General features: G+C 71.2%; 15 protein-coding genes. 6 read left to right on the forward strand and 9 right to left on the reverse strand.

What is annotated here, in order from left to right:
- The first annotated feature begins 84 nt into the window (after nt 1–84).
- Nucleotides 85–1,596, forward strand: a complete 1,512-nt coding sequence (locus FBZ33_RS12070; protein ID WP_141909104.1) for a phosphoesterase — start codon at nt 85–87, stop codon at nt 1,594–1,596.
- Between the two features lie 107 nt (nt 1,597–1,703).
- On the opposite strand, the gene FBZ33_RS12075 is transcribed toward FBZ33_RS12070, so the two are convergent.
- Nucleotides 1,704–2,297, reverse strand: a complete 594-nt coding sequence (locus tag FBZ33_RS12075) for a MarR family winged helix-turn-helix transcriptional regulator (RefSeq protein WP_141909105.1) — start codon at nt 2,295–2,297, stop codon at nt 1,704–1,706.
- 114 nt (nt 2,298–2,411) lie between these two features.
- On the opposite strand from FBZ33_RS12075, the gene FBZ33_RS12080 reads away from it, so the two are divergent.
- The 3 genes from FBZ33_RS12080 (at nt 2,412) to FBZ33_RS12090 (ending at nt 6,019) form a co-directional block, all read left to right on the forward strand.
- Complete coding sequence (locus FBZ33_RS12080; RefSeq protein ID WP_141909106.1) at nt 2,412–4,037, forward strand: LLM class flavin-dependent oxidoreductase; 1,626 nt, start codon at nt 2,412–2,414, stop codon at nt 4,035–4,037.
- Nucleotides 4,038–4,100: 63 nt separating this feature from the next.
- A complete protein-coding gene (locus FBZ33_RS12085; RefSeq protein ID WP_141909107.1) occupies nt 4,101–4,748 on the forward strand; it encodes a helix-turn-helix transcriptional regulator in 648 nt (215 codons plus the stop codon).
- The gene (locus FBZ33_RS12090; protein ID WP_255508823.1) at nt 4,745–6,019 is read left to right on the forward strand and encodes an MFS transporter; all 1,275 of its coding nucleotides are present in this window, start codon (nt 4,745–4,747) and stop codon (nt 6,017–6,019) included. Before FBZ33_RS12085 ends, FBZ33_RS12090 begins: the two co-directional genes overlap by 4 nt.
- Before the next feature lie 127 nt (nt 6,020–6,146).
- Here the strand turns inward: FBZ33_RS12090 and FBZ33_RS12095 are convergent, their stop codons facing one another.
- The 5 genes from FBZ33_RS12095 to FBZ33_RS12115 all read right to left on the reverse strand — a co-directional run bounded on the left by FBZ33_RS12095 (nt 6,147) and on the right by FBZ33_RS12115 (nt 9,922).
- A complete protein-coding gene (locus tag FBZ33_RS12095) occupies nt 6,147–6,842 on the reverse strand; it encodes an alpha/beta fold hydrolase (RefSeq protein WP_141909108.1) in 696 nt (231 codons plus the stop codon).
- A gap of 40 nt (nt 6,843–6,882) precedes the next feature.
- On the reverse strand, nt 6,883–7,263 hold the full coding sequence (locus tag FBZ33_RS12100; RefSeq protein ID WP_141909109.1) for a VOC family protein: 381 nt from the start codon (nt 7,261–7,263) through the stop codon (nt 6,883–6,885).
- Nucleotides 7,264–7,332: 69 nt separating this feature from the next.
- Nucleotides 7,333–7,932 (reverse strand): DUF4291 domain-containing protein, encoded by a 600-nt coding sequence (locus FBZ33_RS12105; RefSeq protein ID WP_141909110.1) that lies wholly within the window; start codon nt 7,930–7,932, stop codon nt 7,333–7,335.
- 522 nt (nt 7,933–8,454) lie between these two features.
- Nucleotides 8,455–9,060, reverse strand: a complete 606-nt coding sequence (locus tag FBZ33_RS12110) for a dihydrofolate reductase family protein (RefSeq protein WP_141909111.1) — start codon at nt 9,058–9,060, stop codon at nt 8,455–8,457.
- A gap of 85 nt (nt 9,061–9,145) precedes the next feature.
- Nucleotides 9,146–9,922 carry a class I SAM-dependent methyltransferase gene (locus FBZ33_RS12115; RefSeq protein WP_185755278.1) on the reverse strand — a complete coding sequence of 259 codons (777 nt, stop codon included), beginning with the start codon at nt 9,920–9,922 and terminating at the stop codon, nt 9,146–9,148.
- 206 nt (nt 9,923–10,128) lie between these two features.
- Between FBZ33_RS12115 and FBZ33_RS12120 the strand changes: the two genes are divergently transcribed.
- Complete coding sequence (locus FBZ33_RS12120; protein WP_141909113.1) at nt 10,129–11,010, forward strand: helix-turn-helix domain-containing protein; 882 nt, start codon at nt 10,129–10,131, stop codon at nt 11,008–11,010.
- A gap of 114 nt (nt 11,011–11,124) precedes the next feature.
- Here the strand turns inward: FBZ33_RS12120 and FBZ33_RS12125 are convergent, their stop codons facing one another.
- Together FBZ33_RS12125 and FBZ33_RS12130 are read right to left on the reverse strand one after the other, a co-directional pair.
- On the reverse strand, nt 11,125–11,856 hold the full coding sequence (locus tag FBZ33_RS12125; protein ID WP_255508824.1) for a major royal jelly family protein: 732 nt from the start codon (nt 11,854–11,856) through the stop codon (nt 11,125–11,127).
- 5 nt (nt 11,857–11,861) lie between these two features.
- Nucleotides 11,862–12,284 (reverse strand): MmcQ/YjbR family DNA-binding protein, encoded by a 423-nt coding sequence (locus FBZ33_RS12130; RefSeq protein WP_099852717.1) that lies wholly within the window; start codon nt 12,282–12,284, stop codon nt 11,862–11,864.
- Between the two features lie 155 nt (nt 12,285–12,439).
- Here FBZ33_RS12130 and FBZ33_RS12135 point away from each other — a divergent pair, with 155 nt between their 5' ends.
- A complete protein-coding gene (locus tag FBZ33_RS12135; protein ID WP_141909114.1) occupies nt 12,440–14,242 on the forward strand; it encodes an acyl-CoA dehydrogenase in 1,803 nt (600 codons plus the stop codon).
- Between the two features lie 4 nt (nt 14,243–14,246).
- Here FBZ33_RS12135 and FBZ33_RS32735 read toward each other — a convergent pair whose 3' ends face one another.
- Nucleotides 14,247–14,423, reverse strand: coding sequence for a hypothetical protein (locus FBZ33_RS32735; protein ID WP_172862018.1), 177 nt, complete (start codon nt 14,421–14,423; stop codon nt 14,247–14,249).
- Nucleotides 14,424–14,428: the final 5 nt, after the last annotated feature.

Consider the following 14,428-nt stretch of genomic DNA (forward strand, 5'->3'; position numbering starts at 1 on the left):
GCGCCCCGTACGACGGGTGTTCACCGCGCTCTCCGAAGCTCCTTGATCGAAAGAGCATTCGCTTGATCGAGGAGAGGCTCTCACGTGAGAGACAGACAACCCGAAGAGACCGAGCACGCGCAGCTGTCACGGCGCAAGCTGGTCAAGTACGCGGGCGTCGGGGCGACGCTGGCCGCGGCCAGCCCACTCGTCGGCGCGGGCGCGGCCTGGGCCGACGAGGAGCGCCGGCCCGGTGACGACGACAAGAGCGACCGGGGCGGCTCCAAGAACCGGGCGTGGCGTGCGGGCGACCACCACATCCACTCCGAGTACAGCGGCGAGTTCGACACCACGAAGTCCCCGATCGTCTTCCACAAGGGCGCGGACGCGGTCTACCCGATCGTCACCAACGCCATCATGGCGAAGAACTTCGGTCTGACCTGGGCCATGTGCACCGACCACGGTGGACCGACGCACTCAAAGGTGAACATCGAGCAGGCGTACCCGGACCTGCTGCGTTCGCGCAAGCTGGTCCCCGAGGTGCTCCAGTTCTGGGGCATGGAGTTCGACGCGCCCTCGCTGGACCACCACACGCTGATGATCCCGCGCCACGACGACGAGGCGAAGCAGCTCTTCGAGCTGGAGAGCCGGTTCGCGAAGTACGACGCGTTCCCCACCGACCCGGCCCGGGACACCGAGGCGAAGATGGTGGAGTTCCTCAAGGTTGCCCGGGGCATGCCGCACAAGCCGCTGGTGATCGCCCACCACGCGTCCCGTTCGGCGCCCGGCCTCGGCGTCTACGGCCAGGACACCCCGCGCGAGTTCCGCAACGGCAACAACGCCGCGCCGGACGTCTACATCGGTTTCGAGGGCGCGCCCGGGCACCAGGCCGGCCCCCTCAACGGTGGCAAGCGCGGCGGTTACGGCAACCACCCCACCTACGGCGGCTTCGACCAGATGACCGCCCGGGTCGGCGGCCTGTGGGACTCGCTGCTCGGCGAGGGCCGGCGCTGGTGGATCACCGCGACCTCGGACTCGCACGTGCACTGGACTCGCGGCGGCTCCGACTTCTGGCCGGGCGAGTACAGCAAGACGTACGTGCACGCGCGGCAGGACTACGGCGACATCATGGACGGTCTGCGCAACGGCCGGATCTGGGTCACCACCGGCGACCTGATCCGCAGCCTCGACGTCACCGCGACGTCCCAGGGCCGGACCGCCGACGTGGGCGAGACCATCACGGTCAGCCGTCGTAGCCGTACCGACGTCGAGATCGAGATCACGTTCCGTCCACTGGGCGGCCCGAACGCGAACGGTGACCGCCCCGAGGTCCGCCGGGTCGACCTGATCGTCGGCCAGATCACCGGACCGAGCGCCAGCCTGGACGCCGACACCAACCCCACCACCACCGTGGCGGCCCGGTTCGGCCCGCGGGACTGGCGCCGCAAGGGTGACAGCTACGTCATCCGGCACACGCTGCGCAACGTCGAGGCCGACACCTACGCGCGCGTGCGCGGCACCAGCACCGACGAGGCCGAGCCGCTCGCCGACGGGCTGGAGAGCCCGTGGGACGACCTGTGGTTCTACTCGAACCCGGTGTTCGTGCACGTGCGCTGACCCCGGCCCGGCAGTAACACCGCGGGTCCGTCCTGCGCCGCTCGACGTACGACGGTCGGGCGGTGCGGGCCGGACCCGCGCCGCGTTCCCGCCCCCGTCGGTGCCCGTCAGTCGGTGTCGCGGCGGCGGGCTCGGGGGGCGGTGGTCCTCCCGCCTCGTCCGGGCGCGGCGCCGGTGCGGCTCGTCGTCGGTGCCGGGGCGGGTTGCACCTGAGCCACCACCTCGCAGAGGTCGCGCAGCGGGTCCACCGCCTGGGCCGAGCAGGCGACCTGTTGGAGCAGCGTCCGTAGCGTCGCCGCGTCGGCTGGCGCGAGCGACCCCAGCAGGTGCGACTCCACCTGCCGCAGCGCCGAGCGCCGCTGTTCCCAGGCGGCGCGGCCGGCGTCGGTGACGTCGATCAGCCGGTTGCGCCGGTCCGCCGGGTCGGCGCGACGGGCGACGAAGCCGGGTCGTTCCAGGTCGTCGATCAGGTACGTGAGGACGGTGCGGTCGAGGCCGAGCTCCTCGGCGATCGCCCCCTGGTTGCGGGACGGCCCGTTGATCGCCGCCGTGAGCAACTGGTAGCCGCGTGGACCGCCGGGGAAGTCGGTGAGTGTGTGCTCGGTCGCCCGGACGTAGCCACGGAAGACGATCCCGAGCATCCAGCCCAGGTCGTCGTCGAGCGGATCGGGCCGGTCCGGCCGGTGAGTGGCACCCGTCATCCCCCGACAGTAGCGCAGTGACGCAGACCTTGTTGGCAGAAGATGTTCTGAGTGGCATAAGGTTGAGGTCACGACGCATCGCCTGAGGCGTCGTGCGAATCGGGAGGCTCACAGATGAGCGACTACGGCCACGACCTGGTCTTCGGATCCTTCGTCACCCCCAGCAATGACGATCCGGACCGCACGGTCGGCGTCGCCGTCCTGTCCGAGCAGGTCGGGCTGGACCTGGTCACCTTCCAGGACCACCCGTACCAGCCGGCGTTCCTCGACACCTGGACGCTGCTGAGCTTCGTGGCGGCCCGGACCAACCGCGTGCACCTGGCGGCGAACGTGACGAACCTGCCGCTGCGCCCGCCGGCGGTGCTCGCCCGCAGCGTGGCCAGCCTGGACCTGCTCAGCGGCGGCCGGGTCGGCCTCGGCCTCGGCGCCGGAGCGTTCTGGGATGCCATCGAGGCGATGGGCGGCCGGCGGTTGACCCCCGGCCAGGGCGTACGCGCGTTGGAGGAGGCCATCGAGGTCATCCGTCAGCTCTGGGACACAGAGACGCGCGGTGGAGTGCGGGTCGACGGCGAGTTCCACCGGGTGGTGGGCGCCAAGCGCGGGCCGGCCCCGGCGCACGCCGTCCCGATCTGGTTGGGCGCGTACAAGCCCCGGATGCTCCAGCTCACCGGTCGCCGGGCCGACGGTTGGCTGCCCTCGCTGGGCTACCTGCAACCCGGTGACCTGTCCAAGGGCAACGCGATCATCGACGACGCCGCGCAGCAGGCCGGCCGGGCACCTGGGGACGTGCGCCGGCTGCTCAACATCTCCGGCGAGTTCTCGGCCGTCGGGCGCGGTCAACTGAACGGGCCGGCCGAGCAGTGGGCGCGGGAGCTGACCGAGCTGGCGCTGGGGGAGGGCGTCAGCACCTTCATCCTCGCCAGCGACGACCCCGACGACCTGCGCCGGTTCGCCGGCGAGGTGGCCCCCGCCGTCCGCGAGTTGGTCGCCGCCGAGCGCGAGCGGGCTGCGGCGCCGGAGCGTACGCCGACTCCGGATCGGGCTGCGGAGCCGGAGCTGGCGGCAGAGCCGGAGTTGGCTGCGGAGCCGGCGCCGGTCGCCGCCGCGCCGGTACGGGCGAGTCGCGCGAGCGTGACCGGCGGCGCGTTCGCCGTGGTGCCGACCCCCGACGACGGCGTGCGGCGCAGCGACCAGCAGGTCTGGGACGAGTCGGTCCGGCCGACCGGGCCGACGCCCGACCCGGACCGCACCTACACCCCGCACGAGCAGGCCACCGGTGCGCACCTGGTGCAGATCCACGACGGCCTGCGCGCCGAGCTGGCCCAGATCCACGACCTGATCGAACAGGTGGCGGCCGGCGAGATCGACGCGGGCACGGCCCGGTCGCACATCAACACCATGACCATGCGGCAGAACCGGTGGACGCTCGGCGTCTACTGCGAGTCGTACTGCCGCATCGTCACCACCCACCACACGATCGAGGACCAGTCGCTCTTTCCCCGGCTGCGGGCGCGTGACCCGCGGCTCGGCCCGGTCGTCGACCGGCTGGAGCAGGAGCACCACGTCATCCACGACGTGTTGGAGGGCGTCGACCGGGCGCTGGTCGCGTACGTCGGGTCGCCGGACGGTCTGACCGAGCTGCGGGCGGCGGTGGACCTGCTGACCGACGCCCTGCTGTCGCACCTCAGCTACGAGGAGCGGGAGCTGGTCGAGCCGTTGGCCCGGTTGGGCATCGCCTGATCGTCCCGGCCCCTTCGGGCGGCAGGGGTTGCCCCGGCGGATCTGAGAGACTACTTTCGAAACATGTCTCTCAAGAATCCGTACGGGGATTTCGAGATCACCGAGCCGCAGGCGCTGCGGGCGCTGGCCCACCCGGTGCGGCTGGCGATCCTCGAACACCTTCAGCGGCACGGCCCGGCCACGGCGACCGGGCTCTCGCCGCACGTCGGGGCCACCCCCTCGGTGGTCAGTTGGCACCTGCGGCACCTCGCGACGTTCGGTCTGGTCACGGACTGGGAGGGCGCCACCAGCAAGCGGGAACGCTGGTGGCAGGCCGCGGCCCGGGGCTTCCGTTTCACCGCGACCGACAGTGTCGAGGGGCAGTCCGCCAGCCAGCAGCTGCGCGGCGAGATGTTCGCCCGTAGCGCCGACGCGCCGCAGCAGTGGCTGCTGAGCGAGGAGCCCCGGCTGGACCCCGAGTGGCGCGCGCTGGCCGGCATCGCCGACACCCGGTTCGTGGCCACCGCCGACGAGCTGCGGCAGCTGGAGGAGTCGATCGAAGAGCTGATCGCTCCGTACGTGCGGCGCAAGGAGACGTCGGCCCCGGACGGCGCGCGGATCGTCCGGATGCTGCGCTACCTCCTGCCCGAGCCCGGCGACGACGACTCCCCGGGCGAGCCCGGCGACGACGCCCCGGCCGAGCCGGGCGACGACGCCCCGGCCACGTCGTGACCGCCGCCGGCACCGTGAGCGCCACCGGCGCCGTGCCCCCGCCGGCCCTGCACCGCGACCGACGGTTCCGCACCTTCTGGGCCGGCGAGACGATCTCCTCGTTCGGCGACCGGGTCAGCGAACTGGCCCTCCCGCTGATCGCCGTCTCCCTGCTCACCGCGACGCCCGTGCAGGTCAGCGTCCTCACCGCGCTGATCTGGCTGCCCAACCTGCTGGGCCTGTTCCTCGGTGCGTGGGTGGACCAGCGCACCCACAAGCGGCGGCTCCTGATCATCGCCGACCTGGTCCGCGCCGCGGTGCTGCTCAGCCTGCCGGTGGCCTACCTGTTCGACGCGATCACCCTCACCCAGCTCTACCTGGTGGCACTGCTCACCGGCCTCGGAGCGGTGCTGTTCGCCATGGCGCGGCAGGCCTTCTTCGTCGCCCTGGTGCCACGATCGGCGTACGTGGACGCGAACAGCAAGCTGAGCATGAGCCGGTCGCTGTCCTCCATCGCCGGCCCCGCCGTCGGCGGTGGGCTGGTCCAGGCGCTCAGCGCGCCGGGCGCGATCCTCGTCGACGCGGTGTCGTTCCTCGGCTCCGCGCTGCTGCTGCGCCGCATCCCGGTCACCGAGACGCCTCCGCCGCCGCGTCAGACGTCCACTCTCGGCCTGGTCCGCGAAGGGCTCGTGCTGGTGCTGCGGCACCCGGTGCTGCGGGCCGCCCTCGGCTGCACCAGCACTGTCAACTTCTTCACCTTCATCGCCGGCGCACTGCTGGTGCTCTACGCCAGCCGGGACCTCGGCCTGTCGGCCGGCGCGATCGGTGTCGCCCTCGGTTTCGGGGCACTCGGCGGGCTCGTGGGCGCGGCACTCGCCCCACGGATCTCGCGCGCCATCGGGTTGGGGCGTACCGCCATGATCGGCGCGGTGCTCTTTCCCGCACCGCTGGCGCTGACCGCGCTGGTGACCGGCCCCACCTGGACGAAGGTGGCCATGCTGGCGGCCATCGAGCTGGTCTCCAGCGTCGGGGTGATGCTGATGGACGTCAACCTGAACGCCCTGCTCATCGCCGTGACACCCGACGACGCTCTGGCACGCCGGGCCGGGGCCTACAGCGCCGTCAACTACGGCATCCGACCGGTCGGCGCGCTGGTCGGTGGCGTGCTGGGCACCACCATCGGCCTGCGACCCACCCTGGCCATCGCCGGCCTGGGTGGCGTGCTCGCCGTGCTCTGGCTGGTCGCGTCGCCGGTGCGCCACATCAGAACCCTGGACGACCAGACGGCCTGACGCTGGAGCGGGTCGCCGTGGCGCGCGCTCACCCTGATGAGCGTGATACCGCAGAGTCATCTATGCCCCTGAGGCATCACGCCCATCGGGCCGACCGCGCGCCCTCGCCGCCACTGCCCGGCTCAGCTCAGCTGGCCTCCGCCGCCAGGAGCCGGGCCAGCTCGGTGGGCTGGGAGAACATCGGCCAGTGGCCGGTGTTCATGGTGACCAGTCGCCAGTGGTCGCTGGTCAGCAGCTTGGCCACTGTGTCGTTGGGCTCAGGCCCGTCGAGCAGACACTTGACGTACGTCGCCGGAAGCTCAGCCAACGGCCGGGTCAGCACGGCCGGCTCGGTCAGCGTGGCCCCCGGGTGCGGCGTGCTGCCCTCGATCAGCCGGGCGACCTGCTCGTCGGTGAGCCCCTGACCGTCGAAGTCGGCCGCACCCAGCGGCGGCCAGTAGCCGCCGTTGTCGGCGATCAGCGCCTCGAAAACCGCCTGGCCCTGCCACCAACCCGACGCGAACGACCCGCCGTCGACCGGCACCTCCGCGTCCACGAAGACCACCCTGGCCAACCGATCGCCGATGCGCTCGGCGGCCTGGCCCACCGGAATGCCGGAATAGCTGTGCCCGACCAGCACCACGTCGCGCAGGTCGCGGCGCTCGATCTCGTCGACGATGTCCTGCACGTGGGTCTGCTGTCCAGCGGGCACGCCCCGCTTGTCAGCGAGACCGGAGAGGGTCAACGCGTGGGTGCCGTGGCCGGCCGCCCGAAGGGGCGCCACCACCTCGTCCCATGCCGACGATCCCAGCCACGCCCCCGCCACCAGTACGAATTCAGCCATGGGCGGGACCCTAGCGGCACCCTCCGACAACCCCGACGCGTCAGGACCAGGTGCGGGCCTCGGCGGCGAAGAGCTCCGGCGGGCTTTCCACCGGCAACACGCAGAGCAGGTGACCACCGGGTGCCCGCAGGATCCGACACTCAAGCCACCGCGACACCTCGGTGGCGCCCAGACCGATCAACCGCGCGGTCTCGGCCGGCACGTCGTCGGTCTCGATGTCGAGGTGGAAGCGCGGCGCGTCGTCGACCGCCTGAACCGCGGTGACCAGCCCCGGCAGCGCCTCGTGCAGACCAACGAACTGCGGCTCCGCCGGATGGGACCGGGTGCTGACGCCGAGCGCGGCCGACCAGAACTCCGCCGCCCGGGTGGCCTCCGCCGCGGGGGCGTCGATCAGCAGGGCGTACACGCGGCTTCGATGCATGCCGGTCAGGATATCGAGAAGGTCAGTAGGGTGCTCGGTGCGGCGCGTGGCACCCGAGCGACCGCGCGCTCACCCGGTGGCGTCGAGGTGGGCCGCGATCTGCCTCGGCAGCGGATAGCTTCGTTCGGCCGGCAGGTGGTCCGCGGCCGCTTGCACGTCCTGGGCCCGCACCAGTTCCCGTACGCGGTGGACGGTGGCAGTGATGTCCGTGACGCTGACCGTCCAGTCGTCGACGTACCGGGCGACAGCTTCGCCGGACAGCCCGACCTGCAACGACCGGTAGGGCAACGCGTTCAGGTGCAGTGTCCGTTCCGGATCCCACTGCACCCGTACCGGGCTGGCCTTGAGCTGCCGCGACCACGCCGCCCGGTCACCGTGCAGGCCCTGGTCGTATTGACTCAGACAGGCTCGCGCCAGGGCCCACTCGAAGCCCTCTCGCAGGATGTCGATGGACAGCACGCGCTCCTGCCCGGGCTTGGTGGCCCAACCGCAGCGGTACATCATCCACAGGAACGACGGCTTGATCCAGGTCATCCGTTCACGCTTGAAGGGCGCCACGAAGCGACCGGCGGCCACCGCCGGCAGCGCGATCTCCGGCGGGTAGGCCTGGTACACGGTGATCGTGTCTTCCGAGTAACAGGCACGGATCTGGCGCGCGGGAACGGACACACTGCGATCATCGCCCGTCGGAGCGCACCGTATCCACCGGAACCCCTGCCCCGCCGATGCTGTCTACAACTGGCTGCGCCTCGGGCAGGTACCCGCCCGTCGGGGTCCCAGCGGACGCTGGTGCTCCCCTGGGACGCGGCCACTCGGGAGATCTACCAGCAGAAGGTCGCCGGCTCCTTCCGGCTCAAGCCTTTCCTGCCGGCACAGCGGACCCCAGACGAGACTGATTCTGCAGGCCGGAGCCAGCCACGCGGTCGACCGCCGGCATCGACGCGAGCATGATCGGAGGCGGCACTTCCTGACCGAGTGCACCAACGAGGCGGCCATCCAGCAGTGGGGCTCCATGCCACGTACATCATCGACCTGTTCTGGTCTTTGGCGCGCGTGTCGGTCAGGGGCTGGAGGGTGATGACATCACCCTCCAGCGACATGCGCGTTCTGCTACCGGGCGCCAGCGGTCGATGCAGCAGCCGGGCCCACGAATAGTTAGCTCTGACGGACTGCGGCACCCCTCGTCGTGTTTCAGGTGGTGGCGTACTGCGGGCGCCCCGTGGGTCGGTAGACCTGGAGCGTTATGCCCTTCGGGAAGACTCGCGAGTCGACCAGGTCCAGTGCGATGTCTGGGCCTGTGTCGGGGAACATGCGCATGCCTTGGCCGACGACCACCGGGACGATGAGCAGGTTCATCTCGTCGACGAGGTCGTTTTCGAGCAGCCACCGGGTCAGGATGGCGCTGCCGTGCACCTGCAGCTCACCCGCCGGCTTGGCTTTCAGCTCGCGGATGGCCGCCGCGGGGTCACCGGAGAGGGCGGTCGTGTTCGCCCATTGCGGGTCGGTGAGCGTGGTCGATGCGACGTATTTGGGCTTGGTGTTCAAGGCACGGACAATGGGGTTTTCCAGGTCTTCCCTCACGCCCCAGTAGCCGGCGAACAGTTCGTAGGTCCGCCGACCGAACAGGAACGCGTCAGCGCGCTGGTAGGTCTGGTCAACGAACGTCATGGCCTCGTTGTCGAAAAGCGGCCGGGCCCATCCGCCGCGCTCAATTCCAGGGTCGAGGATCGGATGCCGCCCGCCGTTTGCCTGCATCACGCCGTCGACAGACACCTGCGTGGTGGTCGTCAGCTTCATGATCGTGGTTTCCTTCTCGTTGGTTGGTCGTCCTTCGTGGGGTAGTCATTCGGCAGGGCCGGACCGCCCACGCCGAACCCGCGGGTCATCGCGCCCGCTGCGCGAGATAGCAGCGGAAGACGAGGCCCAAGCGTATGGTCCCGTCGGCCCGTGATCGCGGCGCGAAGAAGGACCCCAGCGCCGCTTCGACGGCCGCGCGGCCGGAGTGGCGGACCGCCACGGTGACTGGGCCGGCCGGCATCTGGGCGGCGATCGCCTCGTTCTGGTCGTTGAATTCCATGTCGAACGCGATGTCGGTCGCCGTGACGGATGCGAACCCGGCGTCGAGCAGGGCGCTGCGAGCCGCGTCCGCGTCGGCGAGGTCGAGGGTGCTGCGGTCGGGCACTTCGTCGTGCGGAGCCAGTGTATTGATCAGTGCTGCGCTTTCGGCCTGTTCGGGACCGACGCCTACGGTTACGACGGCACAGCCTGCGGGGGCGGTCACGCGCGTGATCTCGGCGAGCGCGTGGCGGGGGTCGGCGGCGTAGAGCACGGAGTTGAACGCGGTGACGATGTCGAAGCCGCTGTCGCTGAACGGTATGTGCTCCATGTCGTCGACGACGTAGCGGGCCGCCGGGCGCAGGCGGCGTGCGTACTCGACAAGTCCCGGGGCCGCGTCCAGCCCGACGACGTCAGCGCCGCGCTGGGCGGCCAGCTCCGCGAACAGGCCCGAGCCGCAGCCAACGTCGAGGAGCCGCGTGCCGGGGCGAAGGTGAAGGCGTTCGAGCACACGCTCGTACAGCGGCCGGATGCGGCCCTCCGCGGTCTGCGCCCAGCCCTGCGGATCGCTGCTCCAGAGCTGGCCTTGGATGGTCGCGTTCACCGTGCGCTCGCACGGGCCGGACCGTGGCGTCGATCTTGGGGCGGTTGAGCGGGGCCCGGTCGGCGGTCGGGTGTCGGCGGCCCCGTCAAACAGAAGGTCATGAAGTCGAACATGGCCAAACCGTACGGCCGGACTCGCTCCGCGCTCTTGAACAAACCGGGCGTCCTTCTCGCGGCCGACCAACCCGCGCGCGACATACTGGTCACGTGACCGGCGACCCGTTCTCCGCCCCCGCCGCGGGCGGGCAGAGCTACGTCGAGCGCTCGCCCACTCCGGCGTTGCGCGAGATCGTCTCGTCGGTCTGGGTGCAGCAGGTCGGGCGCGACGCCGCGCCGTACGTCCACCGGCGCATCCCCAGCGGCGCTGTCGAACTCGTATGCAGGGTTGGAGCGGCCCCGCAGGTGATCGGCCCGCTTACCGAGCCGCTGGTCGAGGTACTTCAGCCGGGCACCACGATTGTCGGCGTGCGCTTCGTGCCAGGCGCCTTCCCCATGGTCGCGGGACAGCCCACGTCGGAGGTCGTCGGACTCACACTGGACGCCGAACAGCTGTGGGGCCGCTCGGCCGCCGCACTCGGCGACGTGGTCGGCACGGCGGCCTCGCTCCAGGAAGCGCTCGCCGCCGTGCAGCTCTACGTGCAGGAGCGCGCCAGCGCCGGCCAACCCGCAGACTCGCTCGTGTCCGAGGCGGTGCGCGGCCTCATGCCGTGGCGCACGGTTGACGTGACGTCGCTGAGGGCGTCTCTGCACATCTCCGAGACGCAGCTGCGGCGCCGCTGCCGGACGGCGATCGGGCTCGCGCCGAAGTCGCTGCACCGGATACTGCGCTTTCAGGGCTTCCTCGCGCTCGTCCAGCAGGCAATCGCTGAGGGCCTCGCGGCGCCGGACGACGGGCTCGGGCTGCTCGCCCTCCGCGCCGGCTACGCGGACCAGCCTCACCTCACACGCGAGTGCGTCCGGCTCACTGGCGTCTCGCCGCAGTTGTTCATCGCCGAGACACAACAGACCTGCGCCTGCGGGCACGATCACTCGGCGTCGTTCGCGCCCGTGCTGTGCGCCGAGACCGAAACACGCCCCACCCGGGCATAGCACAAGTCGGCGGGAAGAGCCCGCCGCGCCGTGCGCGGCAAACTCCACCTTCCTGGCGCGCATACGCGTTGGGGCCGCGCGCCCCATGACCCTGACAGCAGCAGACCTGGGCGCTCAGGAGTGGTCCAGTGGGGACGGCCCAGCCTCGACCGACATCCGGTAGATGTGCACCGGGTAGTCGACCGCCCGGTGCCCGCCGTTGAGCCCGGCGGTCAGGTGCAGTTGGGCTGCGGGCATCCAGAGCCGGGCGTCGGCGTCGAGCCACATCGCGTCCACCCAGACCAGCCGGACGTCGGTGACGAGCGTACGCACGCTGCGATCCGGTGCGATGGCGAGGACACGCCGGTGCGCCACGTCGCTGAGATAGATCGTGCCGTTGACGTCGATCGCCGTACCACCGGTGCTGGGAGTATCACACCACCGCTCGACCCGCCGGGCCAGCTCGTCGGCCGACACCGACGGGTCGTCCACCCAGCGGGTGTCGACCCGGGACATCCCAACGGAGGCCGGTTGGAAGTAGAGCCAGCGGCCGTCGGGCGACACCTCCAGTTGGTCGACGTGCAGGCGTACCTCGGCACCGTCCGGGTCACGCAGCGCCCGCTCGTCGGCGACCATCGGCCCACCCACCGTGCTCGGGTGACCGCTGAGCACCCGCCGGAGCCGACCCGATTCGAGGTCGAGCACGATGAGGCCGGGTGATCCCGCGTCGCTGAGGTAGGCGAGGGCGCCGTTGAAACGGACGTCGTCCACATAGCTGGTGGGGTGCACCGCCTCGTCGAGGTGGTAGACCCGGACCACCCGGTCGCCGTGCGGGTCGACCACGACGAGTCGGGCGCCTCCCGGCACCGCGTTCAGTCGGTCGGCGGTGCCGGCGGGCCGACCAGGGCGGCGAGCCGCTTCGGGGCCAGCATGCAGTAGCTCTCGGTGAGCAACTCGGCCACCTCGTCCCAGTCGGTGTCCCCGTCCAGGACCATGCCCATCACGGTCGGCCCCCACTCTGGCTTGTAGAAGGGGTGCCCGCCACCGAGGAGCCCGGCGATCTCGTCGAGTGGCGACCGGAAGGTCAGCAGACAGGCCGGCTCGTCGACCTCGGCGGCCCGGGCGTGGGCCACCTGGCGGTCGGGGTCGACGGTGAGGACGTGGGCGAAGGTCCGCTTGCGGATCCGCCAGCGGGTGCCCACCCAGGCGGGCTCCTCGTAGGTCTCCGGCAGCCCGAGGCAGATCGGCCGCAGCCGGTCGAGGACCTCGGGCGGGACGTCTCCGGGTTCGGTCACGGGCAGCGACGCTAGCCGTCCGGTGTGACAATTTCCGCTCGCCCCGCACCGCCCGCGCCGGTGGTGCGGGCCCTGTGGATCCGCCAGGATGGGGCCGGGGCGATCGTGGGCAGTCGTCCCGGCCCGTCCCACCCCCGTGCCCGCTGAGGAGTGCCGTGCCGTCCACCCTGCTCTCCCGCCGCGACCTCGACTTCCTGCTGCACGACTGGCTCCGGGTGTCTGAACTCGTCGAGCGTCCCCGCTACGCCGAGCACTCCCGGGAGACCTTCGACGACGCCCTGGACCTCGCCGAGCGGGTCGCCACCGAGCAGTTCGCCCCGCACAACCGCGCCGCCGACCTCGCCGAGCCCACCTTCGACGGGCAGCGGGTGCGGCTCATCCCGCAGGTCCGCGCCGCGCTGGACAGCTTCGCCGAGACGGGCCTGCTCACCGCCGGCCTGGACGCCTCGGTCGGCGGCCTGCAACTGCCGCACGCCGTCGCGGCGGCCTGCTTCACCTGGTTCCAGGCGGCCAACGTGGCCACCTCGGCGTACCCGATGCTCACCCTGGGCAACGCCAACCTGCTGCTGGCGCACGGCAGTGCCGAGCAGGTGGACACCTATGTCCGGCCCATGCTGGACGGCCGCTTCTTCGGCACGATGTGCCTGTCCGAGCCGCACGCCGGCAGCTCACTGGCCGACATCACCACCCGTGCCGAGCCCCAGGAGGACGGCTCCTACCGGCTCTTCGGCACCAAGATGTGGATCTCCGGTGGCGATCACGAACTGTCCGAGAATATCGTGCACCTGGTCCTGGCGCGGATTCCCGGCGGCCCGCCCGGGGTGAAGGGCATCTCGCTGTTCGTCGTACCGAAGGTGCTGGTCGGCGCGGACGGGTCGCTCGGCGACCGCAACGACGTGGTTCTGGCCGGGCTGAACCACAAGATGGGGTTCCGGGGCACCACCAACACCCTGCTCAACTTCGGCGACGGCGGGCACACCCCGGGCGGCCGCCCCGGTGCCGTCGGTCACCTCGTCGGCGAGCCACACCACGGGCTGGCGCACATGTTCCACATGATGAACGAGGCCCGGATCGGGGTCGGGGCGGGTGCCACCGCGCTCGGTTACACCGGCTATCTCAAGAGCCTGGCGTACGCCAGGCAGCGGCCGCAGGGCCGGCCGGTCGGCGCGAAGGACCCGGCGGCGGCGCAGGTGCCGATCATCGACCACCCCGACGTACGACGGATGCTGCTGGCGCAGAAGAGTTACGTGGAGGGGGCGCTGGCGCTGGTGCTCTACTGCGCGCGGCTGCTCGACGAGCAGGGGACCGCGCCGGTCGAGGCGGACCGCGAGCGCGCGCACCTGCTGCTGGACGTGCTCACCCCGATCACCAAGAGCTGGCCGTCGCAGTGGTGCCTCGCCGCGAACGACCTGGCGATCCAGGTGCTCGGGGGTGCCGGCTACACCCGCGATCACGACGTGGAACAGCACTACCGGGACAACCGCCTCAACCCGATCCACGAGGGCACCCACGGCATCCAGGCTCTGGATCTGCTGGGCCGCAAGATGACCATGCAGGGCGGCGCCGGCCTTGCCCTGCTGACCGCGACGATCGGGGACACCGTCGAGCGGGCCCGGCAGACCGGTGGCGAGGCGGCCGGTCTGGCGGACCGGCTGGCCGACGCGGCAGCCCGGGTGACGGCGGTGACCCGTCGGCTGTGGGCCGACGGTGACCCGGTGCTCGCGCTGGCCAACGCCAGCGCGTACCTGGAGGCCGTCGGGCACGTGGTGATCGCGTGGATGTGGCTGGAGCAGGTGCTGGCGCTGCCGCCGGAGGGGACCGGCGACGCGTTCCACGCCGGCAAGCGCCAGGCCGCCCGCTACTTTTTCGCGGTCGAGCTGCCTCGTACCGGTCCGCAGTTCGACCTGTTGGAGAGCCGGGACCGGACCACGCTCGACATGCGGCCGGACTGGTTCTGACCGGTCAGCGTCGTCGGCTCTGGTGCTGCATCGCCTGCCGCCCCTTGACGACGCCCCAGACGATCACGATCACCAGTGCGATGACACCGATGATGGCCAGCCAGCGGACCGCCTCGAGGAGCAACCCGAGCAGGATGAGCACGCCGGCGACCACGCCGACGACCCAGAGCAGTGCGCGCATCTCGA

Origin of the sequence: Micromonospora sp. A202 (assembly GCF_006715105.1) — a bacterium.
Classification (GTDB): Bacteria; Actinomycetota; Actinomycetes; order Mycobacteriales; family Micromonosporaceae; genus Micromonospora; species Micromonospora zamorensis.

Excerpts from the sequence above, each read along its gene's own strand:
- FBZ33_RS12075 (WP_141909105.1), bottom strand. The coding sequence starts at position 2,297 with ATGACGGGTGCCACTCACCGGCCGGACCGGCCCGATCCGCTCGACGAC.
- FBZ33_RS12080 (WP_141909106.1), top strand. The coding sequence starts at position 2,412 with ATGAGCGACTACGGCCACGACCTGGTCTTCGGATCCTTCGTCACCCCC.
- FBZ33_RS12085 (WP_141909107.1), top strand. The coding sequence starts at position 4,101 with ATGTCTCTCAAGAATCCGTACGGGGATTTCGAGATCACCGAGCCGCAG.
- FBZ33_RS12095 (WP_141909108.1), bottom strand. The coding sequence starts at position 6,842 with ATGGCTGAATTCGTACTGGTGGCGGGGGCGTGGCTGGGATCGTCGGCA.
- FBZ33_RS12100 (WP_141909109.1), bottom strand. The coding sequence starts at position 7,263 with ATGCATCGAAGCCGCGTGTACGCCCTGCTGATCGACGCCCCCGCGGCG.
- FBZ33_RS12110 (WP_141909111.1), bottom strand. The coding sequence starts at position 9,060 with ATGAAGCTGACGACCACCACGCAGGTGTCTGTCGACGGCGTGATGCAG.
- FBZ33_RS32735 (WP_172862018.1), bottom strand. The coding sequence starts at position 14,423 with ATGCGCGCACTGCTCTGGGTCGTCGGCGTGGTCGCCGGCGTGCTCATC.